The sequence below is a fragment of the Acinetobacter sp. RW6 genome (genome assembly GCF_041956835.1).
GTDB classification, from domain to species: Bacteria; Pseudomonadota; Gammaproteobacteria; order Pseudomonadales; family Moraxellaceae; genus Acinetobacter; species Acinetobacter calcoaceticus.
Map to the genome: position 1 here is coordinate 1,110,886 of NZ_CP167121.1, position 25,859 is coordinate 1,136,744.

At 36.0% G+C, this 25,859-nt stretch carries 25 protein-coding genes and 1 pseudogene; 8 read left to right on the forward strand and 18 right to left on the reverse strand.

Annotated elements, in window-relative coordinates; genetic code table 11:
- Window positions 1-37: 37 nt before the first annotated feature.
- Both ACB088_RS05200 and ACB088_RS05205 read right to left on the reverse strand, forming a co-directional pair.
- Window positions 38-1,492: a SulP family inorganic anion transporter gene (locus ACB088_RS05200; protein WP_375038206.1), complete on the reverse strand. Its 1,455-nt coding sequence runs from the start codon at window positions 1,490-1,492 to the stop codon at window positions 38-40.
- A 242-nt stretch (window positions 1,493-1,734) separates the two neighbouring features.
- Window positions 1,735-1,830 (reverse strand): annotated as a pseudogene (locus tag ACB088_RS05205) (SOS response-associated peptidase); the annotation flags it as partial.
- Window positions 1,831-2,104: 274 nt separating this feature from the next.
- Between ACB088_RS05205 and ACB088_RS05210 the strand changes: the two are divergent.
- Window positions 2,105-3,547: a glucose/sorbosone family PQQ-dependent dehydrogenase gene (locus ACB088_RS05210; RefSeq protein ID WP_375038207.1), complete on the forward strand. Its 1,443-nt coding sequence runs from the start codon at window positions 2,105-2,107 to the stop codon at window positions 3,545-3,547.
- A gap of 58 nt (window positions 3,548-3,605) precedes the next feature.
- Here the strand turns inward: ACB088_RS05210 and ACB088_RS05215 are convergent, their stop codons facing one another.
- The 4 genes from ACB088_RS05215 to ACB088_RS05230 all read right to left on the reverse strand — a co-directional run bounded on the left by ACB088_RS05215 (window position 3,606) and on the right by ACB088_RS05230 (window position 7,762).
- Complete coding sequence (locus ACB088_RS05215) at window positions 3,606-4,049, reverse strand: universal stress protein (RefSeq protein WP_005040033.1); 444 nt, start codon at window positions 4,047-4,049, stop codon at window positions 3,606-3,608.
- A 140-nt stretch (window positions 4,050-4,189) separates the two neighbouring features.
- Complete coding sequence (locus ACB088_RS05220) at window positions 4,190-6,286, reverse strand: EAL domain-containing protein (RefSeq protein ID WP_375038208.1); 2,097 nt, start codon at window positions 6,284-6,286, stop codon at window positions 4,190-4,192.
- A 598-nt stretch (window positions 6,287-6,884) separates the two neighbouring features.
- Window positions 6,885-7,100 carry a hypothetical protein gene (locus ACB088_RS05225; protein ID WP_003652142.1) on the reverse strand — a complete coding sequence of 72 codons (216 nt, stop codon included), beginning with the start codon at window positions 7,098-7,100 and terminating at the stop codon, window positions 6,885-6,887.
- Window positions 7,101-7,297: 197 nt separating this feature from the next.
- Window positions 7,298-7,762 carry a MarR family winged helix-turn-helix transcriptional regulator gene (locus ACB088_RS05230; RefSeq protein ID WP_002121027.1) on the reverse strand — a complete coding sequence of 155 codons (465 nt, stop codon included), beginning with the start codon at window positions 7,760-7,762 and terminating at the stop codon, window positions 7,298-7,300.
- 758 nt (window positions 7,763-8,520) lie between these two features.
- Here ACB088_RS05230 and ACB088_RS05235 point away from each other — a divergent pair.
- Complete coding sequence (locus tag ACB088_RS05235; RefSeq protein ID WP_375038209.1) at window positions 8,521-9,024, forward strand: hypothetical protein; 504 nt, start codon at window positions 8,521-8,523, stop codon at window positions 9,022-9,024.
- Window positions 9,025-9,099: 75 nt separating this feature from the next.
- Here the strand turns inward: ACB088_RS05235 and ACB088_RS05240 are convergent, their stop codons facing one another.
- From ACB088_RS05240 to ACB088_RS05255, 4 genes are all read right to left on the reverse strand, one after another.
- Complete coding sequence (locus ACB088_RS05240) at window positions 9,100-10,818, reverse strand: fructose-specific PTS transporter subunit EIIC (RefSeq protein WP_375038210.1); 1,719 nt, start codon at window positions 10,816-10,818, stop codon at window positions 9,100-9,102.
- Window positions 10,805-11,752, reverse strand: coding sequence for a 1-phosphofructokinase (gene pfkB / locus ACB088_RS05245; protein ID WP_375038211.1), 948 nt, complete (start codon window positions 11,750-11,752; stop codon window positions 10,805-10,807). Before pfkB ends, ACB088_RS05240 begins: the two co-directional genes overlap by 14 nt.
- A 15-nt stretch (window positions 11,753-11,767) precedes the next feature.
- Window positions 11,768-14,623 (reverse strand): phosphoenolpyruvate--protein phosphotransferase, encoded by a 2,856-nt coding sequence (gene ptsP / locus ACB088_RS05250; protein WP_375038212.1) that lies wholly within the window; start codon window positions 14,621-14,623, stop codon window positions 11,768-11,770.
- 324 nt (window positions 14,624-14,947) lie between these two features.
- Window positions 14,948-15,808, reverse strand: coding sequence for an alpha/beta fold hydrolase (locus ACB088_RS05255; protein ID WP_375038213.1), 861 nt, complete (start codon window positions 15,806-15,808; stop codon window positions 14,948-14,950).
- A 141-nt stretch (window positions 15,809-15,949) separates the two neighbouring features.
- Between ACB088_RS05255 and ACB088_RS05260 the strand changes: the two genes are divergently transcribed.
- Window positions 15,950-16,405, forward strand: coding sequence for a hypothetical protein (locus tag ACB088_RS05260; RefSeq protein ID WP_375038214.1), 456 nt, complete (start codon window positions 15,950-15,952; stop codon window positions 16,403-16,405).
- A gap of 37 nt (window positions 16,406-16,442) precedes the next feature.
- On the opposite strand, the gene ACB088_RS05265 is transcribed toward ACB088_RS05260, so the two are convergent.
- From ACB088_RS05265 to brnQ, 3 genes are all read right to left on the reverse strand, one after another.
- Window positions 16,443-16,685, reverse strand: coding sequence for a hypothetical protein (locus ACB088_RS05265; protein ID WP_004643085.1), 243 nt, complete (start codon window positions 16,683-16,685; stop codon window positions 16,443-16,445).
- Between the two features lie 266 nt (window positions 16,686-16,951).
- Window positions 16,952-17,371, reverse strand: a complete 420-nt coding sequence (locus ACB088_RS05270) for a heme-binding protein (protein ID WP_375038215.1) — start codon at window positions 17,369-17,371, stop codon at window positions 16,952-16,954.
- A 192-nt stretch (window positions 17,372-17,563) separates the two neighbouring features.
- The gene (brnQ, locus tag ACB088_RS05275; RefSeq protein ID WP_375038216.1) at window positions 17,564-18,865 is read right to left on the reverse strand and encodes a branched-chain amino acid transport system II carrier protein; all 1,302 of its coding nucleotides are present in this window, start codon (window positions 18,863-18,865) and stop codon (window positions 17,564-17,566) included.
- Between the two features lie 353 nt (window positions 18,866-19,218).
- Between brnQ and map the strand changes: the two genes are divergently transcribed.
- Window positions 19,219-20,013: a type I methionyl aminopeptidase gene (map, locus tag ACB088_RS05280; protein WP_017392243.1), complete on the forward strand. Its 795-nt coding sequence runs from the start codon at window positions 19,219-19,221 to the stop codon at window positions 20,011-20,013.
- 42 nt (window positions 20,014-20,055) lie between these two features.
- Here map and ACB088_RS05285 read toward each other — a convergent pair whose 3' ends face one another.
- Window positions 20,056-20,955 (reverse strand): LysR family transcriptional regulator, encoded by a 900-nt coding sequence (locus tag ACB088_RS05285; protein ID WP_375038217.1) that lies wholly within the window; start codon window positions 20,953-20,955, stop codon window positions 20,056-20,058.
- A gap of 243 nt (window positions 20,956-21,198) precedes the next feature.
- Here ACB088_RS05285 and ACB088_RS05290 point away from each other — a divergent pair, with 243 nt between their 5' ends.
- Window positions 21,199-21,522 (forward strand): hypothetical protein, encoded by a 324-nt coding sequence (locus ACB088_RS05290; protein ID WP_005040058.1) that lies wholly within the window; start codon window positions 21,199-21,201, stop codon window positions 21,520-21,522.
- A gap of 47 nt (window positions 21,523-21,569) precedes the next feature.
- Here the strand turns inward: ACB088_RS05290 and grxD are convergent, their stop codons facing one another.
- On the reverse strand, window positions 21,570-21,911 hold the full coding sequence (gene grxD / locus ACB088_RS05295; RefSeq protein ID WP_004643080.1) for a Grx4 family monothiol glutaredoxin: 342 nt from the start codon (window positions 21,909-21,911) through the stop codon (window positions 21,570-21,572).
- A gap of 227 nt (window positions 21,912-22,138) precedes the next feature.
- On the opposite strand from grxD, the gene ACB088_RS05300 reads away from it, so the two are divergent.
- On the forward strand, window positions 22,139-23,347 hold the full coding sequence (locus tag ACB088_RS05300; protein WP_375038218.1) for an aspartate aminotransferase family protein: 1,209 nt from the start codon (window positions 22,139-22,141) through the stop codon (window positions 23,345-23,347).
- Window positions 23,348-23,400: 53 nt separating this feature from the next.
- Here the strand turns inward: ACB088_RS05300 and ACB088_RS05305 are convergent, their stop codons facing one another.
- From ACB088_RS05305 to ACB088_RS05315, 3 genes are all read right to left on the reverse strand, one after another.
- A complete protein-coding gene (locus ACB088_RS05305; RefSeq protein WP_003652114.1) occupies window positions 23,401-23,832 on the reverse strand; it encodes a CBS domain-containing protein in 432 nt (143 codons plus the stop codon).
- A 144-nt stretch (window positions 23,833-23,976) separates the two neighbouring features.
- Window positions 23,977-24,351: a DUF2750 domain-containing protein gene (locus tag ACB088_RS05310; protein ID WP_005040064.1), complete on the reverse strand. Its 375-nt coding sequence runs from the start codon at window positions 24,349-24,351 to the stop codon at window positions 23,977-23,979.
- A gap of 234 nt (window positions 24,352-24,585) precedes the next feature.
- Complete coding sequence (locus ACB088_RS05315) at window positions 24,586-24,819, reverse strand: hypothetical protein (protein WP_003652111.1); 234 nt, start codon at window positions 24,817-24,819, stop codon at window positions 24,586-24,588.
- Window positions 24,820-25,036: 217 nt separating this feature from the next.
- Between ACB088_RS05315 and ACB088_RS05320 the strand changes: the two genes are divergently transcribed.
- Both ACB088_RS05320 and ACB088_RS05325 read left to right on the forward strand, forming a co-directional pair.
- On the forward strand, window positions 25,037-25,396 hold the full coding sequence (locus ACB088_RS05320; RefSeq protein ID WP_005046658.1) for a hypothetical protein: 360 nt from the start codon (window positions 25,037-25,039) through the stop codon (window positions 25,394-25,396).
- 98 nt (window positions 25,397-25,494) lie between these two features.
- The gene (locus ACB088_RS05325; RefSeq protein WP_004643075.1) at window positions 25,495-25,821 is read left to right on the forward strand and encodes a hypothetical protein; all 327 of its coding nucleotides are present in this window, start codon (window positions 25,495-25,497) and stop codon (window positions 25,819-25,821) included.
- Window positions 25,822-25,859 lie beyond the last annotated feature (38 nt).

Consider the following 25,859-nt stretch of genomic DNA (forward strand, 5'->3'; position numbering starts at 1 on the left):
AATCTGTAGATCGTAAAAAGGTCCCGAAGGACCTTTTTTAAATTTTAGCGTGAGTACCATATTTATCAATCATGATTGAACTGGCTTCATTTAAGCCGCGTACAGTAACTTTTATGCCATTTTTTTGAAATTTATTGATGGCCGAATCAAGCATTGCTACTGAAGTTACATCCCAAATATGTGAGTGTGTAAGATCTATAATGACTTCTTTTATATCTTCCTTAAAGTTAAACCCTTGCATGAACTTTTCAGAAGAACTAAAAAATATTTGTCCTCTTAAATCATACACACGCATTTCACCTTCAAAGGATGTATTTACATGAATATCATTTTCAAGTTTATTGGCTAAGAACAACGCGGAAAGTAAAACACCGGTTAATACGCCTAGTGCTAGGTTATGGGTAGCTACAACAACAATGACAGTTGCAATCATAACAACATTGCTACTTTTAGGATTCGATTTAAAGTGAATAAGCGATTTCCACTCAAAAGTACTGATTGACACCATAATCATGACAGCAACAAGAGCAGCCATAGGAATCACCTTTAACCAATCACTTAAAAATACAACTAAAATCAGTAAAAATATGCCTGCACAAAATGTAGATAAACGTGTGCGACCACCAGATTTTACATTAATCATGGATTGACCAATCATGGCACAACCAGCCATTCCTCCCATAAAGCCTGAGGCAATATTGGCAATCCCTTGACCTTTACACTCTTGAAACTTATCGCTCGGTGTATCTGTCATTTCATCAACAATTGTTGCTGTCATCATTGACTCAAGTAAACCAACAGCAGCAAGGGCTAATGAATAGGGAAGAATAATAAGTAGTGTTTCTAAATTAAAAGGAATATCTGGAATTAAAAATATAGGTAAGGTATCTGGTAATGATCCCATATCACCCACTGTTCGAATATCAATACCTAGAAAAATGGTAAGTAGTGAGATGACGATAATACAAATAAGGGGCGAGGGAAAAAACCTTCCAATTTTTGGTATATAGGGGAATAGGTAAATAATTGCTAAACCAATTGCTACCAATAAGTAGACATGCCACGTCACGTTTACCAATTCTGGTAGTTGAGCCATAAAAATGAGTACGGCGAGCGCATTAACAAAACCAATAACGACTGATTTGGAAACAAAACGCATGAGTTTGGCGAGTTTGAAATATCCAGCTAAGATCTGTATGGCACCAGTTAAAACAGTTGCTGCAAATAGGTATTGAAGCCCATGGTCCTTTACAAGTGTAGTCATGACTAGAGCCATGGCACCCGTAGCTGCCGAAATCATAGCGGGACGACCGCCTACAAATGAAATAATGACTGCAATACAAAAAGACGCGTATAACCCAACTTTGGGGTCTACACCCGCAATAATTGAAAATGCAATGGCTTCAGGAATTAAAGCAAGACCAACAACAAGACCGGAAAGAATATCTGCATGGACATTAGAGAACCATTGTTCTCGGACATTCGTTAACATGAGGGGGATAGCCTATAGTTCTAAATTTTGAAAAGGCTAGTGATGTGATATATCAACACAAGCGACTACACCACATCACTAAACAGTGATGAGTTATTTACAATGGGTAAGGGTAAATAAACTTAAGGTGGAGTAAGTGTCATGGGAATAGAGAATTTGAGGCTTTAAAAAGTGGCCGAAGAATAGCATAAGTTTTTAAGGTTGACTAACCTGAGCTTAGGAAATTAGCAGAGCAAAAACTTTATAATTGAATGTTTTTCATCATTGGGTTTATGAAATTGTTTTAAGAAAGGATACTGATCTGCATTCATGGTTAATAGCGATATTGTGCTAACTTTAGAAGACCATTTCAAAAAACATTAAGATATAAAATTAATTGAGCATGTATAAAAATAGATCAAACTTAGCTTTAAGTTACTCATCTTAAAAAGACTTTGTAAGAGTGTTTATCCATTTTTAATAGCTACTTTTATGCAACAGAGCCTTTCAAAAATTTAGATTTTAATAGATTCGTTATTCATCATAATACAAATCATATAGAGAACTCCTAAAAACCCTTTATTAACGTTTTAAAAATTCTCGGAAAATTTTGACAATTTATAAGGTGGACACATGAATAAACATTTATTGGCTAAAATTACTTTATTAGGTGCTGCTCAGTTACTTACGCTCAATTCAGCATTTGCTGATGTCCCTCCTACTCCATCTCAATTTGCTAAAGCGAAAACAGAAAGCTTTGACAAGAAAGTTCTTCTATCTAATTTAAATAAGCCGCATGCTTTATTGTGGGGACCTGATAATCAAATTTGGTTAACGGAGCGGGCAACAGGTAAGATTCTAAGAGTTAACCCTGAATCAGGCAGTGTAAAAACAGTTTTTCAGGTTCCTGAGATTGTAAATGATGCTGATGGACAAAACGGTTTATTGGGTTTTGCTTTTCATCCAGATTTTAAACAGAACCCTTATATCTATGTTTCAGGTACATTTAAAAATCCGAAATCTACAGATAAAGAATTACCGAATCAAACTATTATTCGTCGATATACCTATAACAAAGCAACAGATACTCTTGAGAAACCAGTAGATTTATTAGCAGGATTACCTTCATCGAAAGACCATCAGTCGGGTCGCCTTGTCATTGGTCCAGACCAAAAGATTTACTATACGATTGGTGATCAGGGACGTAACCAGCTTGCTTATTTATTCTTACCAAATCAGGCACAACATACGCCGACTCAACAGGAACTGAGCGGCAAAGACTATCATACCTATATGGGTAAAGTATTACGCTTAAATCTGGATGGAAGTATTCCAAAAGATAATCCAAGCTTTAACGGTGTAATTAGTCATATTTATACGCTCGGTCATCGTAACCCACAGGGCTTGGCATTTACTCCAAATGGTAAACTGTTGCAATCTGAACAGGGTCCAAACTCTGATGATGAAATTAACCTCATTGTCAAAGGTGGTAACTATGGTTGGCCAAATGTAGCAGGTTACAAAGATGACAGCGGTTATGCTTATGCAAATTATTCAGCAGCAAGCAATAAAGCACAAATTAAAGATTTAGGACAAAATGGTTTAAAAGTGGCAGCTGGCGTTCCAGTGACTAAAGAGTCTGAATGGACTGGTAAAAACTTTGTACCGCCGTTAAAAACTTTATATACCGTCCAAGATACCTATAACTATAATGACCCAACCTGTGGGGATATGACCTACATTTGCTGGCCAACGGTTGCGCCGTCATCTGCTTATGTCTATAAGGGAGGCAAAAAAGCAATTTCTGGTTGGGAAAATACCTTATTGGTTCCATCTTTAAAGCGCGGTGTTATTTTCCGTATTAAGCTGGATCCAACTTACAGTGCTACTTATGATGATGCTGTGCCGATGTTTAAGAGTAATAACCGTTATCGTGACGTGATTGCCAGTCCAGATGGGAATGTTTTATATGTATTGACTGATACTTCCGGAAATGTCCAAAAAGATGATGGCTCTGTAACGAATACATTAGAAAATTCAGGATCTATGATTAGATTTACATATAAAGCTCAGTAAAACAGGCTATTAAAAAACCGATCTACATAAGATCGGTTTTTTTTCAGTTTCAGAAAAACTATTCAGTTACGACTAATACCGGTAAATGAATTTCTCCTAAAAGAGCTTGAGTCACACTTCCTAAGAAGAACTTTTTAAACCCTTTTCGACCATGAGAACCAATGACTAACAAGTCTGCTTTGAGCTCGGTAGCTGCTTTAATAATTTCTGTGTGGATTGTTTGACCCTCAACAATTTTTGTCTCAACATAAATTCCATGTTGGCTAAATTGTTCTTTCGCTTGGTCTAAAATACCCTGAATCGATGCTCTAGCTTTATTAAAATAATCCTGTGCTAATTCTGTACTATCAATGAATTCTACAGAAATAAAAGGATCTATCGTAAGCGCATATACTAGAGTCACTTTACTACCAAAGGCCTTAGCAAGTGCTGCTGCATGGTTGACAGCAATGAGTGAAGTAGGAGAACCATCGACTGGAACCAAGATATGGTGATAACTCATATATTGCTCCTTATTGTCCTATGACAATGTATGGTGCCAAAACACCGATTTATTATCTTTATGCTTATATTATGAATAATTTTTAAAGATTTATTGTTTATTTTTAGTATGAATAGAGGCGAGAAAGTTTATTAAAGATTTTATCTTAAAGCATTGTAATGACTTTCTAGGTAGGGTTGATTCTGTTTGAGAATTGAAATGACTTGATTGGCATCTATAGCGGACTCAAACAAGAATCCTTGACCTATACTATATCCAAATTGTCGAAGTAACTCTTCTTGTTCCGGAGTTTCAATTCCTTCTGCAATGAGCCCCAGTGATAAATTTGGAGCGAGTAAACCAATTGCTTGGACAATCGCATAAATTGATGGGTCATGTTGCATCTTTTGTATAAAACTACAATCTACTTTTAAACTGTCAATTGGATAGTCACGAATATGGGTTAGCGATGAAAAACCAGTACCAAAGTCGTCTAGTGCAATGTGGACTCCATGCTGTTTTAATTTATTAAGTGCCCGGATCACATATTCTGAACCTCGGTCGCCAAGCATATGTTCGGTGACTTCTACTTCAATATAATGTGTCGGTATTTGAAATTGATTGATCTTTTTCAAAAGCTTTTCAGCATAGTTGTCTCTTAAGAATTCAACTGGTGCAGCATTGAGCGAAACAGGAAGAGGTTTAATACCAAGATCTATCCATTTGGCGATGTCTCGTAAAACTTGATGTTGCATCGTTTCACCGATCTTACTCGCTAAATTATAATCTTTAAAAGCCTCTGCAATTTGTGCAGGGTAACCTCTTTGAGCTGAAGTAGTATGCCATCGTAATAAAGCTTCAAAACCTACAACACGATGAGTTCTTAAATCTACTTTGGGTTGGTAGTAGGGCTGGATGGTATGATGGCGAATAAGTTGACGTGCTAAATTAAGCTGAGAAGCGACTGTTTCTGTCATTTGCATCATGCATGGATCATACATACGGATACCACCACGACCACGCGCTTTTAAGTCATGCAATGCCATATCAGCACAACTGAGTAAACCTGATTGGTCTACGGCATCTTGAGGATAAATGGCACAACCAATACTCATACCACCATTGAGCACATTACCTAAATAGGTAATAGGTTGATTTAATTGCTGAAGTAAAATGGCTGCAAGGTCACGTACATCATTTTCAGATTTGAGATTATTAATAATAACCGCAAACTCATCTCCACCCAGTCTTGCGACAAAGCATCTTTCATCATCAACGCAATGACTAAAGCGTTTGGATAAAACTTTTAAAAGATGATCACCTGCGCTATGCCCTAAAGTGTCATTAATATGCTTAAAATGATCAAGATCAATTAATAGTAAACCCACACTTGTTTGACTATCTTTTGAATATGCAAGGGTACGTTTAAGCTGAAATTTAAAAGAACGCCGATTACATAAACCGGTAAGTTCATCTCGTTCACTCATATTCCTAAGCAGATTTTCTGCCAAATGCTGTTGAGTAACGTTACGAGATACACAAAGTATTTGTCCGATTTCACCATTTTCCCGATGAATTGGGGTCAGCATATTATCCCAATATTCGGGGTCCTGATCTGGTAAACAGCTCATTCCAGCAAATCTGGCAACTTTGCCTTGAAGGGCTTTTTTTAAAGCGACGCGTCCACGTTTACGAATATGAGGTGGTAAAAGCTCAAGCCATTTCATTCCAAATTCTGTTTCATCAACAGGAACGCCTAAAGCGAGGCATCCTGATTTATTCATATGAGAAACTGTGCCATCAACATTTAATACTTTAATGCAATCAACACTGATGTCTAACATTTGATTTTGTATTTCAATATTCTTTTGCAAGTTTTGTTGTTCTTGAATATCGTGATCAATATCTAAAAAGCTGACATACCATTCACTGGCTAAAGAAGAGCCGCGATATTTGGAGGCTTGAATAGAAAGTTTGCACCATCTATATTGATTGCCACCTTGTAAAAGTCGACATTTTAATTCTATTCTTTTTTGCAGGCGAATTGCTTCGAGCCATCTATTTTTGACTTCATGTAAATCGACAGGAGATATAAAATCTAACCATTGCTGAGGTAATGGAGAAAAAGTATCCTGCCAATATTCTGTACACTCTATATTGCAATATAATATCAAGCCATTTTCATCACTCACCCAAGTCGGTAGTGGAATTTGCTCAACAATAAAATGCTTTTGGGTGTTGTTCGACATTGAAGTCATAACATGCCTAGAAAGATTGTATGGGGTTAATCTATTTATAAGTCATTATTGTAATCTTTCTGTAGTAATCAAAACAGCAATAAATAATTTTCACCTGTCTTTTTTTTGAACTAAAATTGAGGGGTTAAATATATTATATACTTAATATTTAATTTATGTTTTTGTTATTTATTGATTTTTATCTGTGTTAAGTTAAAAAAAGATTTATGCTTATTTTTGTAAAAAACTTATTAAAACAGAAACTTATAATCGTCTTTAGAAACCTATCTTAATAAAACTAATGAAAATAAATTATAAAAATGATGCAAAGTAAATTGTTATGGTTAAAATTTTAATAAAACAAATTTTAACCATAATATATAAAGAGGGGCAGGTTTAAAAATTCTAGATAAATACAATAACCACCATTAAGTTTACAAAAGTAATATAAAATAAAGGCTTATATTATCGTAAAATTCTTTTCATCAAGAAGGATATATATTTCCTTTTTGTGCATTTTATAGCCTACATTTTCCCCAAGATGTAGGTTTTTTTTATTCCTAATTTTTGATTTTATAACTTTAAACTATTAAAAATAAAAAAAAGCCAAATGGCTTTTTTATACAGTTTCAGGTTTTTTCAACTCTTGTTGAATATAAAGATTCATATAGTATTGTTCAATATAATCATCTGCATAGTTGTTTGCTAAGGTTTTGGTTGCCACTTGTTCATGTTTTAAATAGCAGTTTGATTCGAGGTCTTTTTCAAGTACCCACCATTGACGGTTAATACGGCGCACTTGAAACTTGTCACTTTTGTATTTTCTTTTAGCCATTTTCAAAAATTTGCTATTCAGTTATTGAAAGAGAATTTCTACTGGAGTTAAGAGCTCAAGTCAACAGATGAGAAGTTAATTGATTATTTTATGTGGGGTATTGTTTCTATCAATGCTTAGACGAGGTATTAAAATAGAAAAAGCTCTCCTGACAGAGAGCTTAGGTATTACTGACGAGTAAAAGATCTATTCCATTTTTAACGGGAAAGATTTTTTAAAAGTAATTTTAAACTTTCCATCATTTTTTCTAATTGCAATGGGGTGATACCTTCGAATGATTGCTCGAGTACTACACTGGTTAGATCATTAATCTTATTGATCATTTCAGTACCTTTTTCTGTAAGTACCACGCGGGTGATTCGACCATCGGTCTGACAAGAATAAGTTTCAACCAAACCTTCATCTTTTAAGCGATAGACAATTTTAGTCGTTGTCGACATTTTTGAAATAATCATATCTGAAAGTTCAGAAACACTCGCATGGGGCTTACTGCTTAAAGCCAACATAATGCGTCTACGTGAGTTATCTAAACCATATTTTTTTAAAGCATTATCAATATTTTGTACATACTGAGCATGTACTTGAGTAATCCAATAATATGGAAAATCTTCAAGAGTAAAAGATTCTGTTGTAGGTAAAAAACGCGCATACTTCTTTGTCATTGACTTTTCCCCATACCTTGGTGGATCGCATTTCTGGTGAACTATCTTTAATAGTTGAAAAATATAGTTTCATTAAGCAAGTTATATCAGGACTTTACTTGCTGAGCAAAATTTATATAGCTAAATTTAACAATGACATGGTTTAGTTACCCTTGTCTTGATAAACATCCCTATACTTTGCACAAACTACAAATATTCTTCTTCTATAGTCAAAGTTTGTTGAAAGTTAATGTGACTTGATCAGTCATAGCCATTAATTCCTTAAAATCTTTGAACAGATATACAAGATTGCATCTAGGCTTGCTTGATCGTTAATTAAACGATATTGGCTTGCAAACGCATCGTAGAAAAAAAAATATGATTTGACCGTGGCATTGAACGAGATAGTTTTTGTCTCTAAAGTCATAACTATGAAAAATCAAGATATTTAAATAAAAAATATTTATAAATATCAGCATCTTAATTTGTTTAATTGTTGATGAAATTTACCATACATTTAACATGAATCATCTATTATTTAGCAAAATAAAATGGGTTTATGTAACAACTTATTGATTATTTTATATAAAATTAAAAAACTAGTTGAATGATTAGCGTTATAAATTTAGCTTTTTTGTCTATAAATTATATTTTTAATAACTCTTACTTAAGTAATTGCTTAATTGTTGTTCTAATGAATTGTATTCCAATTGTTATTTTTTGTTTCATTTATTATAGTTCGCATTCCAATAATTACTGATAAATCTTTTGGTTTCATGATGAAAAAATTATTACTTACTTCTTTGATTGCTTTAACTTTGGGAATAAATGGTTGTGCAACTATTGTTTCAGGTTCTTCGCAAACACTGACTTTTACTAGTGTTCCTGAGTCTGCAACAATTGAGATTAAAAACCGTAAAGGTGTGAAAATCCATACTGGGCAAACACCAGCAACAGTAAGTTTGAAAAAGGGTGCAGGCTATTTCAAACCTGAGAATTATCAGATAACTTTTAGTAAAGCTGGTTATCAAAGCAAAACAGTAGAAGTTACCGGAACATTGAGTGGTTGGTATTTTGGTAATATTCTTTTTGGTGGTTTAATCGGGATTTTAATTGTAGATCCTGCAACAGGTGCTATGTTTAAATTAGCCCCAAAAGATATAAATACAGTTTTAGAATCTCAGAATTTATCTGCTAAATCGCAAAAAGAACCAACTTTAACTGTTATGTTAGCAGAAGAAGTACCTGCACAGATTATGGCAAGAGCTACTCAGATTAAGTGATATAAGCACTACTAAAACAGATTGTTGAATAGTATTTAATTTAAAAAAGGGAGAATTAATATTCTCCCTTTTTTATTATGCAGTGGTCGCAGTCTTTTCTTCTACTTTTTTCTTAACAATTGCATAGCTTATTCCTGTAACGATACTACCTGCAGCAATTGCAGCAAGATATAACCAAGCATGGTTAATTGCATTGGGAATTAATAGAACAAATACGCCACCATGAGGAGTAACTAACTCGCAGTGGAATAGTGCAACAAGTGCGCCAGTTACTGCACCACCTAAAATACAAGTCGGAATAACGCGCATTGGGTCTTTTGCTGCAAAAGGAATTGCACCTTCTGAAATAAAACATAAACCTAATACGAAAGCAGCTTTTCCAGCATCTTTCTCTCCTGTACTAAATTTATTTTTAGCCACGAAAGTCGCAATAGCCATACCAATAGCAGGCACCATACCACCCGCCATTGTTGCTGCCATAGGCATATAGGTATTTGTTGTAAGCAATCCGACAGTAAAAGCGTAGGCTGCCTTATTGATTGGGCCACCTAAATCGATACACATCATGCTTGCTAATATAATTCCCATTAACACAGCATTTGTTGTGCCCATATTATTTAGGAAGTCTTTCATGAGCTCGAAAATATGTGCTACAGGCTGTCCAACCACATAGAACATGATGAGACCAACAAAGAGTGTACCTAATAAAGGAATAATTAAAATCGGTTTAAGTGCTTCTAGACTAGTAGGAAGTTTGAGTTTTTTTGCAATAAAAAGTGCGATATAGCCCGCAAGGAAACCTGAAACGATGCCGCCTAAAAAGCCTGCTTGTAATTGAGAGGCGAGTAAGCCGCCGATTAAGCCAGGTGCGAGGCCAGGGCGATCAGCAATGGAGTAGGCAATATAACCCGATAACATCGGGACCATGAGCATAAATGCAGCGGCCCCAATTTGTTTTAATATGGCTGGTAAACTTCCGGCTTGCTCAGCAGCATTTAAGCCAAAGCATAGGGATAGGGCAATTAGAAGACCACCAGCCACCACCATAGGTAACATATAAGAAACACCTGTTAAGAGATGTTTATATACGCCAACTTTTTCGGTTTTATCCTTGTTCTCTGCTGATGTTTGTTGCTTACCTTGATCTAAAACTTGTGCATTACTAATCGCTTCAGCAAAAGCTTTATCTGTTTGCTTTAATGCAAAACCAGTACCGCATCGGTAAACACGCTTGCCCACAAAACGGTCTGTATTAACTTCAATATCAGTAGCAAGAATCACGATGTCCGCTTCAGCAATAGCTTGGGCTGATAAAATATTTTTTGCACCAACGGAACCTTGTGTTTCTACTTCAATATCATAACCAAGTTTTTCTGCACCTTGTTGTAATGCTTCAGCAGCCATAAAGGTATGAGCAACACCTGTAGGGCACGCAGTGATTGCAACAAATTTAGTCGCCTTATTTAGCGATGGCGTATTATCACTCTGCCAATCTTGAGCTGGCTTTAAATGATCTAAGCCAGCTTGGAAAGCTGAATGAGCATCATGTTTGATTTCTTCAATGCTAATTAAAGATAAAGGGTGTGTACCAAAAATATTAAGATTTTTCGGACGTTGTCCAATAACAATGATTTGATCAAAGTTTTGATTTTCTTCGAATTCATCGAGCGAAATTATATTATTTTCGTAACCCTGTTGGGATGCTACCTGTGCAAGCTTTCGAGCTAAAATCAAAGCATTGACTTGCTGTTGCGGACTATTAATGACAAATAATAAATGTTTAGCAGTTGGCATCAGATTCACTCAATGAATTGATTGTAGTTTGGGCTTTTAATTGGTTTAGCATTTCAGCATTTGGAATACGAAAGCCAATTTGTGTTACAGCATGGCTCGCAATTGCCGTAGCCGTTTTCAATGTTTCTTCGGCAGAGAAGTTATTTATTAAGCCGTGAATCATGCCGGCTAAAAGAGAGTCGCCCGCACCAACGGTACTTTTAACGATCACTTTAGGGGTTTGGGCATGTAGTGGATGTGTTTCATGTAGCCAGTTTACACCGTCTTCACCCATCGAAATAACGACATGCTCAATTTTAGCTAAATTTTTAAAAAGCTCTTTTTGCTGGACATAGGTTGTGGCAGGAAGCTGATAGCTTTCTATTAACTCATCGGTGTTTGGTTTAATCATCCATGGTTGGCATTCAATTGCAGCCACTAACGCTTTACCACTTGTATCAAGGGCAACTTTTTTACCATGTTTTTGAATCAGCTTAATAAGCTTCTGAAACTCATCAATACCAAAACCTTGTGGAAGGCTACCAGCAATAGCAACGACTTCTACTTGCGGCAAAATCATTTCAATTTTTTGGAATAGGTTCTTTTTATCCAGTTCAGATACTAAAAATCCTTTTCCATTTAAATCGGTCATACGACCGGAATGTTCAGCAATTTTTATATTCTGGCGCGTCTCACCCTCAATATAAATAAATTCAGATTGAAATTGAACTTGCTCAAAATGTGTATCAAAAATCTGTCGATTACTAGTTCCTAGAAAACCGGAAACAATAACATCATGTCCTAAATCTTTTAAAACTTGTGCAACATTAAGCCCTTTTCCAGCAGCATGAATCTCTACAGATTCTTGGCGATTTACTTCACCTATCTGCAACTCATTGAGTTGTATCGTGACATCAATTGCAGGATTTAAAGTAATTGTTAAAATTTTAGCCATTACCATTCCTAATCTTTACAGTTCTTGTTCGGATAACTGACGTACAGCAGGGGCGCTATCACATTCAAGTGCACGCTGTGCAAGTATTTGAGCTTGGCTGTAGTTTAGTGTACGAATCTGTGCTTTTACCAAGGCAATACTATTCGGTGACATACTGAGTTCATCTACACCTAATCCCATAAGAATAGGTACAGCTTTTGGATCAGCCGCTAGTTCACCGCATATTCCTACCCATTTGCCATGTTTGTGTGCAGCTTTTACTGTTTGATCAATCAATTGCAAAATACTTGGATGCAGACCATCTGCTTCAGCAGAGAGGATAGGATGGCCACGGTCAATAGCTAAGGTATATTGAGTTAAGTCATTTGTTCCAATACTGAAAAAGTCCACTTCTTGAGCAAGAATAGGAGCAAGTAATGCGGCAGAAGGAACTTCTATCATAATGCCAACTTGTAAGTTCGCACATGTATATGCAGCTTTTACTTCATCAAGAATTGCTTTAGCAGCACGCCATTCTTCTACACGGCCAATCATTGGGAACATGATTCTTAAAGGGCGATCATCTGCGGCTTTAAGCAAAGCAGTAAGCTGTTGACGTAATAGCTCAGGCCGTCTTAAGGTTAAGCGAATGCCTCTTAGTCCTAAAAACGGATTTTCTTCTTCTGCAATCGGTAGGTAAGGCAGAGGTTTATCGCCTCCCACATCTAGAGTGCGTACTACGAGAGGGCGACCAGCAAGTGCATCTAATACAACCCGATAATCTGCTTCTTGGGCTGCCTCATTTGGGGCGCTGCTATGAGCCATAAAAACAAGCTCTGTTCTAAGTAGGCCAATTGCTTCCGCGCCACATTCCACTGCGTGGGCTGTGGCTTGAACTTTTCCTAAATTGGCTGCAATTTCGATCTGATGTTGATCTAAAGTAATCGCAGGTTCTTGGCAGTGGCGTTCAGCCTCTTCACGAATTTTTTGTTGCAGCTCACGTTCTTGTTTTGCGTGTTCGATTTGTTGAGTAGTTGGATTTAAAACGAAAGCTCCCGTGTCTCCGTTAATTAGAAGAGAGCTTTTCTGCTCAATGTCCAATACTTGATCCCCAGCACCAACAATGGCAGGAATACCTAAAGCACGAGCAACAATAGCGCTATGGGCACTTGCACCGCCAACAGCTGTTAAAATACCAGCAACACGATCTTTATTGAGGCGAGCCACATCACTTGGTCCCACATCATACATAATTAGGATATAAGGCTCTTTAGGTTCTTCGATGATAACTTCACCGCAGAGTTGAGCTAAAACCCGATCGCCAATATCACGTAAGTCTGTAGCACGCTCAGCCAGTAAACGGTCTGGTAAAGCCGCTTGCTCTTTAGCTGCTACTTCAATATGTTCATGCCAAGCAGCAGGGGCAGAAAGATTTAAGTTAATCTTTTGATAAACACCATTAATGAGATCGGGGTCATCCAACATTTCTAAATGTGCTTGGAATATTTGCTTAATTTCAGAAGCTTCAGATTTCGCAATCACTTGGTGAATATTGTTTTTAACTGCATGAAGAGCAATATCAAGTTTCTCTTTCTCAGCTTTAACACTTAAACCCATACGTTCATATTGATAAACTTTAGGTTTAATGACATGTACTGGGCCAAAAGCTAAGCCACTAGAAGCTGGAATACCTGTATTTGTACTCAATGTTTTTGGTAATGATGTTATTGTTTGAGGTGTTTGGTCTTCTTTGGTATCTGAAGAGAGTAGCGGTTCAATTTCTTCCCCTAAGCCTTGTTGTACTGCCAAAATTACTTTATCTAAAGCTTCTACTGCATCTGTTCCCGGTTCTGCAATGAAACGTAAAGTTTGACCTCGTTTACATCCTAAAGCCAATAAGCGAGTCAAACTCTTAGCTGAAAAAAAACTACCTTCATCTACTGCAACTTGAATATCGCCTTGAAAAGTTTTTGTTAAGTTCACTAAATGAGTCGCAGGTCTGGCATGTAATCCATGTGCATTGGCCAATACAACTGAACGGTTTGGCCAATCGGGAATCACTTCCGCACCAATAATTTTAGCAATTTCATTTGGTGCTTGGGTTTGATCTAATTGTGCAACTTGTTCTGGATTAAATAAAATATCAATCAGCCGATTAAATCTTTGGCTATCTAACTGATCATTTGCAGCAACACAGACTAAAGTATTTAGTTTCTGCCCGTTTACATCTAAAGGATGACGTGGTTTTACAATACTAATAGCGGGTTGTTGAACAAACTGATTACTAGAAACAGACCAGATCTGGTCTTGCAACTGAATGACTTGCTCTGGATCTAGAGAACTTAAAAAACCGCATTTTACGAAATTCTGTTTTTTAAGGACTTGAGTTGCTGCCCAAAACAAATCTTCAATATCCTGAGCTTCAATTTCAGTTTGAATTAAATTTTCATGTAGTGTTAAAGATAATGGTTGAGCTTGTAATAGTTCAATAATTTGTTCAGGTTTTGATGCATTTTTTACTTGTTCACTTACATCCTGCATTAACGCTCTAGTTAATATTTGTAATACTTGTAAATGTTCATCAGATTTTGCTGCAATAACAACAGCTAAATAAATCGTATTTTCCCCATCCCATATTATTCCTTCTGGAAAATGGGCTAAACGAATACCAGTTTTTAAAATAAATTCTCGTGATTGAGGAGTCCCATGGGGGATTGCAATTCCCTGACCTAAATAGGTCGCACTTTGCTGTTCGCGGTTGATCAGTCCTGTTATATAGTCAGGAGTAACCAACCCATCTTTCACTAATATATCTACTAGACACTGTAATGCATGTTGTTTATCAACAGCATGTTGATTCATATGAATATGTTGAGGCTCTAGTGCTAGCATAATTATCCTTGAACAATTTCTTTGGCTTTAGCTAAAACAGAAAAAAAGAAGCTGTTTGTATTAAAATAGGTTAGTTTAACCGTTTTTAAACAACAGCTTCAGATAAATTACCATAGCAGAACTTTAAAGCTATATCGACGTATTTACGTAAAAAATGCTCGTTTTTAATACAAAGAAGTGAATGTCGAATATATTTTACTTATCTTATGATAACTATAAATTTAATAAGATTATTTTATAAAAGAGCAGGGCGTTTTAATAATAAAAAAAACCTCTAAACCGGATTACTGGTATAGAGGCAAAAAGTAAATGATGAATTGAAAATTAGTATTGAATTTCTTGCTCTAAAAGAGGCCAGATCTTTTGATGTGATTTTTTAAACATTAACATGTGTCCGATTGATTTATATCCGAGTTTTAGAGGGTTTAGCTCTAGCATTTTAGTAGATGCATTAGGATATAAACTTAATAATTCTTCAACGTTATGTTGAGTGGCAATTTCATCGTCACTTGCCCAAATCGAAGTAATCGGGCAAATAATCTCAGTATGAAAATCCTGAAAGACAGTTTTACCTATGGCATTTTTTACATAGCCTGGGTTGCTACAAAACTCTCTCCATTGTTGAGCAACTTTTTTAGGCAAGTTTTCACCCATCCCAATAAATTGAGTAGCGCCATAACCTTTTAAAGTACTAGAAATTGGAAAGATAACCTTAAACATGACAGGTGCCAAAAACTTGGTTTTACCTTTAAGACCTTTTACGTTGCCAGTAGAACCTGCTATCGCAACAACTTTTGCTACTTTGCGAAAATTAGGCACAATTCCTAACAGTTGCCCACCAGCACTATGGCCAAGAAGAGTAACTTGTTCTGCTTGTGTTTTTTTTAATAAAGCATCAATTGCACAAGGAATATCAAGCGTTCCCCAATCATTAATACTTGCATCGCTTTGCTTTAAAGGTCCATGCAATGAGTCTCCAATTCCACGGAAATCAAAGCTTAATACTTCATAACCTTGTTGGCTTAACCATGTAGCAAAAGAATGATAAAAATTTTTGGTAATACCAGTAGCTGGGCAAATCAAAACAGGATTTGCTGATTTTTTTGATTCAGCTGGATAAAATTGTGCAGCAAGTTGATAACCATCTTCACAGGTTATCCAAAATGATTCAAAAGTGTTATCCATAATATTACGTAATGATTAGCTTGTTGATCACTTTAATTTACATGAGTTCTAAAATGATACTTGATTAAAATGTGACTATAAAGTCAGGATTTATGCTATACAGCTCATTAAATTTTAATAAAACGAATAATTGGGAAAAAGATGGATTTACCAAAAGCTGTACAGTTAGCGATTGTTTTTAGTGGCATATTTTTATGGATAGGAATGTTAACAGGGGTATGGAAATATTGGCAAATACGCCGTTCGGAATTGAGTCGTGCACATTATTATGTCGATATTGCTCATCGAAGTAGCTTACTTTACGCATCTGCTAGCTTAATTCTTGCTGTGCTAAGTTATTTTACTGTTTTAAGCGAAAATATTACTTTGTGGTGTGTGTTAACAAACCTCTTGTTTTTTAGTTTTTCAATTTTAGTTTATATCGTACATGGGTACTTACAGGACACGACAAATCAATTTAAACAACCTCATCGGTTAGGTCGTTTTAACCTGCCTTCATGGTTAATGTCTTTAATGATGGTTGCATTGATTATTGCTGAATTATTAGCTACAGCTATTTTAGTTATGGGAACAATTTTTTTATTTTTAGGTATATAAAAATGGATGATCACTCATCCATTTTTTAATCTTACAATTATTGTTGACTAAGACGTCGTTTAGCTAATTTTCGCATCTTATGATCGACAAAGGCCCACAGACAAAATATGAAAGAAACAACCATCGCATACATAAAGTATTCGGGTTTCAGATTTCCTTTGATCATACCTTGAAACAGCAAAGTCAGCATAAGAGCAAGCGGCGTTACTCCATACACAACTGAATCTTTGCTGTTCAGAGTGTTAATGAAGACTTGTTTGTTGAAATGTAATGATAACATCTCCATCCCTCCTTGTGGTGGTACTAAAACCTAATGTTTTAGTCAAGAATTTGTTTTAAGTTTAATGTTGTACTTCTATTTTTCATACAATTCAATAGCGAATAGCAATTTTTTTGAGCAGTTTTATAAAAACCTCTATATTTATAAAAGCTTAAGGTATTAAAAAAGTAAATATTAAATATTTTTGTATGAAATACTTATTCTTTTAGGAAAGAGAGATTATTTAAGTGAAAAGTGTAATAATTTCTCTTTCCTATCATTTTATTTTAGCTATTTTGCTTTTTAAAAAATGTGTCAATTGCGTGTTGAGCAATTTCTGCATCTTCAAAAGATTGAACACCTGATACACCAATAGCACCTAAAGTTTGACCTTCATAAAGAATAGGTTTTCCACCTTCTAGCATCCCTTGAGCGCGGGGCATACTTAAAAAACCAAGACGTCCACTTTGCAGAAGTTCTTCGTAAAACTTTGAGGGTCTACCTGATATTGAAGAGCATTTCGCTTTTTCTAAGCATAGATGTGAACTTAAAGGAGAGGCGCCATCTAAACGTTTCATGAGTAATAGAGAGCTTGTTTCATCAACAATTGCAATACTGACTTTAAAGTTGTGTTCAATTGCGTATTTTTGAGCTTCTTCCATTAAAAACTCTGCATCTGCTAATGTTAAGTAATATTTAGTTTTCATTGTTGCTCTTCTTTCCTGAGTAAGCTAAAAATTATTTTAGTGTAATTTTACAGTAAAAATTAATTATATCTATTGTTGATTTGTCATTAAAAGCTAGTGTGGAAATAAAATGCTGGTTGGGTAAACACAGCATTTTATTCAATATATAAAATCATGTTTGGATAAAACTCGATTTCAAAAAAAGCCACTAAATTAAATGTTTTTGAATTTAACTTTGTCGATAATTACGGTAATTACAAGAACAACTAAAGATGGGATCAACCATGCTAAGTTTTGTTCGTTTAGAGGTAAATGTTGAAAAAATTCAGGTAAATAATCGCTGAAACCTGCAACTTTAAGACCATCAATAATACCGAAAATTAAAGCAATACTCGTTACTGAACCGACAATAAAAGAAGGTTTGTGCCAAAATTTCCAAAAGAAGCTCAGCATAATCACCACAATTGCAGGTGGATAGATTGCACTTAAGACAGGTACTGATATAGCAATCAGTTTAGTTAATCCAAGATTAGAAATAATGAAAGAGAAACCAACTAAAATAAAGACTAAAAGCTTATATGGTAATTTCGTTAACTGAGCAAAGTACTCACCACACGCACAAGTTAAGCCAATTGCTGTAACCATACATGCTAAAAAGATGAGGCCAGTTAAGAATAATGAACCCATATTTCCAAAAGCATGCTGAACATATGCATGTAAAATTACTGCACCATTTGCTGCATTTGGTGCTACTTCATGGCTACCTAAACCTAATTTGAATAAGCTTAAATAAACTAAAGTAAGACCAACACCTGAAATGAGACTGGCAATAATTGCATATTTAGTAACTAGCTTCTTGTCGGTTACACCGCGAGAGTAAATCGCTTGAATAATCACAATACCAAATACCAAGGCACCTAAGGTATCCATGGTGAGATAGCCGTTTACGAAACCTTCGGAAACAGGAGACGCAACGTATTGATTAATCGGTGCAGGAACATAACCCGTAGGAATCATGACCGCCGCAATTCCTAAAATTGCTAAAGCGATAATTTTTAGTGGTGCAAGTACATGTCCAACTGTATCCAAAAGCTTGTTTGGATAAAGTGAAACTACAGTTACAAATGAAAAATAGATTGCACTATAGATTAGAAGACTGCTACTTGAGGTTCCAAAATAAGAGGAAAAACCAATTTCATAAGAAACAGTAGCTGTACGTGGGGTAGCAAATAGAGGTCCGACTGATAAGTAACAAACAACAGTTAAAATCAGGCTTGCTACTCGACCTAAGGGAGAACTAATAATTTCAATGGATCCCTGCATACGAGAGAGAGCCATAATGGTAATTACAGGTAAGCCGACAGCCGTAATCAAGAAGCCTAGTGCAGCTAACCAGACATGTTCACCAGCTTGTTGAGCGACGATGGGAGGAAAGATAATATTGCCAGCACCAATAAAAAGGGCAAAGGTCATAAAACCTAAGGCAATAATATCTCCAGTACGAAGATGTTGCATAAATTAAAAGTGAATAAAAAAGAAGGAATTTTAGAGCAAAAGTAATCATGTTCAAGCGCTAATTTATGTGAAAAAGCTTTTTTTCGGGTGGTTAAAACGATATATGGTGTTATACGCGATTGTTTGGTTAAAGTATGTGCTTGAAAAGCCATAAAAAGGACAAAAGAACTTCTTTTTAAGTTCTGACTTTTTATAAAAAATATGTAAGAATAAAAAGATAAACTTTTACTATGAATGCTGAATATTTAAGCATTTTAGGCTTTTGGTCTGACTTATATTCATCCTAAAATATTTTGAATAACCTTAGGTTTTGTAGGGACGGGCATGTTTCTTGTCTGCGAGGATAGAATTGAATGAGAGCTTCTACTGTTACCATTAAAACTGAACAAGATCTGGAAAAATTAAGAATTTCTGGACGCTTGGCTGCGCAAGTTTTAGAAATGATAGAGGCCTATATTAAACCGGGCGTATCTACTGAATATTTAGATAACCTCTGTAATGATTATATTGTAAATAATTTAAAAGTTATTCCTGCTAATGTGGGATATCACGGTTTTACAAAAACGATATGCACTTCAGTCAATGAAGTTGTTTGCCATGGAATACCATCGCCGAATAAAATCTTAAAAGATGGCGATATTATTAATATTGATGTCGCAATAATTAAAGATGGTTATTTTGGTGATACGAGCCGCATGTATTTTGTGGGTAATGTAAACCCACAAGCAAAAAAACTTGTTGATACAACTTATGAAGCGATGGTTGCTGGTATCCATACAGTTAAGCCAGGAGCTACATTGGGTGATATTGGTTATGCTATTCAATCGGTTGCTCACCGAGAAGGCTATAGTATTGTTCGAGAGTACTGTGGACATGGGATTGGTAAGGTCTATCATGAACAACCCAATGTTTTGCACTATGGGCAGCGTGGGCAAGGTTTGGTCTTAAAGAAAGGTATGGTCTTTACCATTGAGCCTATGGTGAATGCAGGTAGGCCGCAAGTGAAAGAGTTAAATGATGGATGGACAGTCATTACTCAAGATCTTTCGTTATCTGCTCAATGGGAACATATGGTTGCAGTAACAGATACTGGCTTTGAACTATTAACACCATGGCCAGAAGGTGTGGGAAATTATCCTGCAATTTAAAAAATATAAAAAAAGTTCGATAATTCATCGAACTTTTTTATTTTAACGCTCAGAAAGATGTTCTACTAAATAGTCAATGAATACTCGAACAGCAGGTAGTAATCCTCGGCGTGATGGATATACAGCATGTAATATTCCATGAGGTGCTTTCCAGTCTGGTAAGATTTGTAGAAGTTGCCCAGACTTCAGGAAATCTTCTGCTGCACTCTCTGGCAATAATGCGATACCACAGTTCTGACTAGCCAATTGAGCCAACATGTGTATGTTTGTGCCCATTACAATCGGGCTCACTTTGACTTTCTTTTGTTGAGTGTCAGGTCCATGCAAAATGAACTGTTGATCAAGATGTTCTTCAGATAAGCTTAAAATGCGATGTTCACTGAGCTGCTCTGGGTTTTTTATATCCCCAAACTCATTTAAATATGCCTGACTTGCGAATAAACTTTGTTCTATAAGGGCAAACTGTCTAAGAACTAAACTTGGATCGTCATCTAGTTTTGAGCGAACACGTAAAGCGATATCAATCCCTTCATTAATGACATCCACTCGGCGGTTACTGACCATAAGTTGCAAACGAATTTCAGGATATTTTTTTAAGAAAGCAGGTAGGATTTTAGGAAGTTGATTTTGAGCAATATCAACGGGCACACTAACCTTCACCACACCTCTAGGTTGAATACTTAAATGATCAACCAGATCATGAGCAGCTTGTGCAGCATTCATCATGACTTGAGCATGTCTATAAATATCCATTCCAATATCTGTAACGGCAAAATGACGAGAGCTACGTTGGATTAAGCGAACGCCTAAATTTTCTTCTAAGCTGTACACACGACGACTTAATTTTGATTTTGGTATATCCGTTACACGCTCAGCAGCACTAAAGCCACCATGCTCAACAACGAGAGCAAAACAATAAAAATCATCAAGATCAGTGAGCATTAAAATATCCTATTTCTGCAACAACCATGATTTTACATCATTATTTTTGCAACGATAATTCTTATACTAAATTTTTTGTAAGCAGGAGATAAATTCATTATCTAATTACTGGAGATAAATTTGAAATTACATTGTAATTACGTTGTAATTTTAATGTGTGTGTTTTAATTGGGTTTATGGGTTGTCTATAGAACTATTAATCAATTTCTTCTACACTATATTTTTCTCTACTTTTCAAATCTAATGCCTTATCAATTGATAGAACTTAACGATGCCTCTACGAATATTGAGTGCCCATTTTGCAAACAAGCGATAATTGACTGGGCACAAGAGCAATACGTTCAGCCATGTGAACATACTTTATTTATTGCTATGGATTTGGGATTCGAATTTGTTGCAGATCGATTTGAAGAGTGCATGAATCAGAGTGTGGATGAGTTACACGAAGATCCAAATATGAATATTTTTGAAGCTCTAACTACGACACCTTATGAGAATCTGATTGTTTTAAAATCTGATTTAGGTGTGGAGGGTTTATTTCGCTATGTTGGAGTGAGCGATTTTTAAAGTTGCGAGCATAAAAAAGCCAATCTATTGATTGGCTTTTTTATTATTTACGCTTCTGGCGCTGCGCTATATTGTTCAACTAATGGTTTTAATTCACCATTTTGGAACATTTCAAGCATGATATCGCTACCGCCAATAAGTTCGCCATTTACCCAAAGTTGCGGGAATGTAGGCCAATTCGCAATTGCTGGTAAGATTGCACGAATATCAGGATTTTCCAAAATATTTACATATGCAAATGGACGACCAATTTGACTGAGCGCCTCTACAGCACGTGCAGAGAAACCACATTGTGGAAACTGTGGAGTGCCTTTCATGTAAAGTAAAACGGGATGCTTCGCAATTTGATCGCGGATTAACGCTTCAGTATCACGTGCTTGTTCAGTCATAAATAGATCCTCAACTAATCTAGCAGCATTATAGGGGGTGTTTACATCGCTTTGCAAACCACCTGATTACTTAAAGTTGCATTGAATCTTCAATATTTTATTGTATAAACCGAAGTGATAGCGAAAAGCAGACGAAATTTTAGATAAATGATTGATGAGACTTTTCATCAGAGCCAGTTTTTGCTTATATAAACCCTTCTTAAAACCTCATACAGACAGAGTTCGTTATGACTGATATTACCCTAGCTCCAATACAACCTGATCAACCATCACACTTAATGGCTACTTATGGTCGCCAATCGATCAGTTTTGTACGAGGCCGAGGGGCATATCTATATACTGAAGATGGTACAGAATATCTAGATGCCTTAACTGGTATTGCTGTATGTGGTTTGGGTCATGCGCATCCAGTCATTGCAGAAGCAATTGCTGAACAAGCTGCAACACTTGTGCACACAAGTAATTTATTTGAAATCCCTTGGCAAACTGCCGCTGCTCAGAAGCTTGCTGAGGTTTCTGGCATGGAAGAGATCTTCTTTTCAAACAGTGGTGCTGAGTCAAATGAAGGTGCGATTAAGATTGCTCGTAAATTTGGTACCCAACAAGGTGTACGTTTGCCAAAAATTATTGTGGCAGAGCAATCATTTCATGGTCGTACTTTGGCAACACTTTCAGCAACGGGTAATAAAAAAGTACAAGATGGATTTGCTCCCTTAGTGAATGATTTTATTCGTGTGCCATTTGGTGACGTGGAAGCAATTCAGGAAGCCGCTTTGCAGCATCCAGATATTGTTGCAATTTTGATTGAGCCAATTCAAGGTGAGGGTGGTATTAATACCGCTCCTCAAGGCTTTAGCTATCTTGAAGAAGTTCGCAATATTTGTAATCAGCATAACTGGCTTATGATGCTAGATGAAATTCAAACAGGTAATGGGCGTACTGGTAAATATTTTGCATATCAGCACACCAACATTGTGCCTGATGTCCTCACGACTGCGAAAGGACTCGGAAATGGCTTCCCTGTAGGTGCTGTAATGACACAAGGTAAAGCTGTTGGTTTATTGGGACCTGGTAGTCATGGTTCTACCTATGGTGGTACTGTACTAGGTTCTCGTGTGGTTTACACAGTCATTGATACAATTCAAAAAGAGAATGCTGTAGAAAATGCGGCGGTGGTAGGACGCTATATTGTTGATCAACTTCGTGCAAAGTTAGCTGACAAGAATGTTCAAGTGCGTGGTTTTGGTGTGATGATTGGTATTCAATTACCTAAAGACTGTGCTGAACTCGTTGCTATTGCTCGTGATGAACATAAGCTTATTATCAACGTTACAGCAGGTTCGGTAGTTCGTCTATTACCGCCTATTAATATGACTCAAGCACAGGCCGATGACTTGTTAGAACGTTTAGTTACTTTGATTAATAGCTATCTTTAAGTTTTAGTATAAAAATGGGCACATTAAGTGCCCATTTTTTTTATTTCAAAGCATTAACCAGAGATATACTGCTTTAACTGTTCAATTAAGTTTTTCTGATCTTCCATTGCTGCTTTTACCAAGTCACCGATAGAGATAAAACCAACTAATTTTTCATTGTCCAATACTGGTAAATGACGTAAGTGGCGATCTGTCATTAACTGTAAACACTCTTCAACTGTGTTGTTTAAACTTACAGTAAGTACTTTAGATGTCATAATTTCAGCGACTGTAGTGCTATATGAAGAACGTTCCATAAGCGTCACTTTTCGCGTGTAGTCACGTTCAGATAAAATTCCGACAACTTTTTCACCATCGGCTACGACTAACGCACCAATTCCTTTGTCAGCCATGATCTTAATGGCTTCAAGGACAGTGGCTTCTGGAGAAATTGTAAAAATATCTTGCTCTGATTTGTTTTTGATTACTTGTGCAACGATTGTCATTTCTTCTATCCCGTGTTTTATCATTTTGTTTTAAATTAGCTTGATTTTATAAAAATGCAAAGACTTGATAGTCATTCAAATACAAGTTTTACACTCAAGCGTTCAAAAAGCATTCTAATAGTGGTTAAGAACCTAAAGAAAACTTTAGGCTTCTTGCCAGTGCGGATGTTTAAAAAAGAAATGGTGCATTTGCTGAGTAGATAATTTCAACTTCCTATGAGAAGAATTAAACAAAGCCGGTGTAACGTTGAGTCTGGTTAATGTTGGCAATAAAGATTCATGAAAATCTTTGGGGGTAATTCTTCTTGGTTTGTAATGTGGCCAATGTTCTTTGGCGTAGCGGTGAGCTTGCAATCCATTGAGCCAGAAAGGAAAGATAAAATCTTCATTATCCGATTTAATTGCCCAACCTTGATGAAATAATCCCCAAAGAACTCCGCAGTACATCATGGTTCTTAATATATAAATCTTAATCATCAAGTCTTTTGAAACCGGTTGTAGATTACTTAAACTATTCATTGTCAATTTAATGGTTCTTAACTTGTCTTGCTTATTATAGAAAAAATAGATGACATTTCAGTTTAAACAGGTATCAAATCGTAAACAAATATTCACAGTTAAAGAAAAGACCACCTGAGCAAGACAAAGCGATTATAGCTTTGGTTGGCGCAAGACGCACGAAGTGCGTAGTGAATTATATTTATAGAAAGTTTTTTACAGGCATAAAAAAAACGCCACCTAAGTGACGTTTCTTTATGCTTGCATTGTGGCTAACTTTTGCCAATATTGTGCTTTAAGTGAGTCACGTTCAACACGGAAACCTTGATAATACAATTCTGCTAAGAATAGAGCAGCTTTACCGTGCCCAGCGCGAGCAACTTCTTCTAACTGTGTAACTGCATCTTGAAAGTTCATTTGAGAATGAATTGTGTTTACTGCAGTTGCATATACATGTTCTAAATCATGATGAGAGATACGTTGAATCATAGAAAACTCCTTATTGTAATTATGATTACTTTTTTCTAAAGGCCACTGCCTTTAAATTAATTTAACTTAGAATTATTAAACTAATATTACAAATTGATGGATTTGTCAACTATTAGTGTATATCGCTTAGTTCACTATTAGGATACATGATTAAACATTATTCACAAATAATTTTGATTAAAATCAATATGAGAATAAAAGACAAGGAGAATAAAATATGACAAATACAATCGATGGCTTTGTTTTTGATACTCCGCCTAAAGAGGAACAAATCATAGAACTGGCCCATTATCACCGTAAATTATTAGATGAAGCTATCTTTCATCAGGAAATCCATTTAGGGGATTATTGTCTTGCGCAGCGCAAAAGGGTATTTGATTTTGCAGGACATTTAGAACCCACCCAAAAAAACTGGTTTTATCAAGTTTATGATGGGGAGCTTCGAAAAATTGCCGATGAAGACGAGTTGCATCCAGCAGATGCAGAAGAAGGGTTAAGTATTTTTGCCATGTTTTTAGTCTTGGTTATTATTGCGGCAATTTTATACTTTTCCGTCATTCGTTCACTAATAAGTTAAGCATATTATCCAGTAAGGTACGATTATTAACCTTACTGGATGTTTGATCTTGTGCTTATGTGCATTGAACCCTACACTACACTAATTCGAGGTAGGTCATGCTCATATTCAAACAAAATTTTCTTAAATTAAAGTCTGAGTTAAAAGTTGATCAATGTTTTAACCTGTTTGTGGTTATTGTCATTGGCTGTATTTTTGTGCTGTCATATTTAGCATTACTTCGGCCTATTAGTCCGGATCAATATCAACGAATTGTACAACTTTCTCATCAGGCTACTTACCCAAGAACTCAAGACATGGCTGAGTTGCTTATAGCTCAGTCAGAAATTCATCGAGCTGAGTATTTAAAGTTAATGCATGCTTACCAATTTGAGGGTGCTCATATTAAGCAATATCCGGCACTCGCTCAGGAAGATACTCAGTAATTGGGTTAATCAGGCTAAATCTTGGTTTCCAAAGCTTT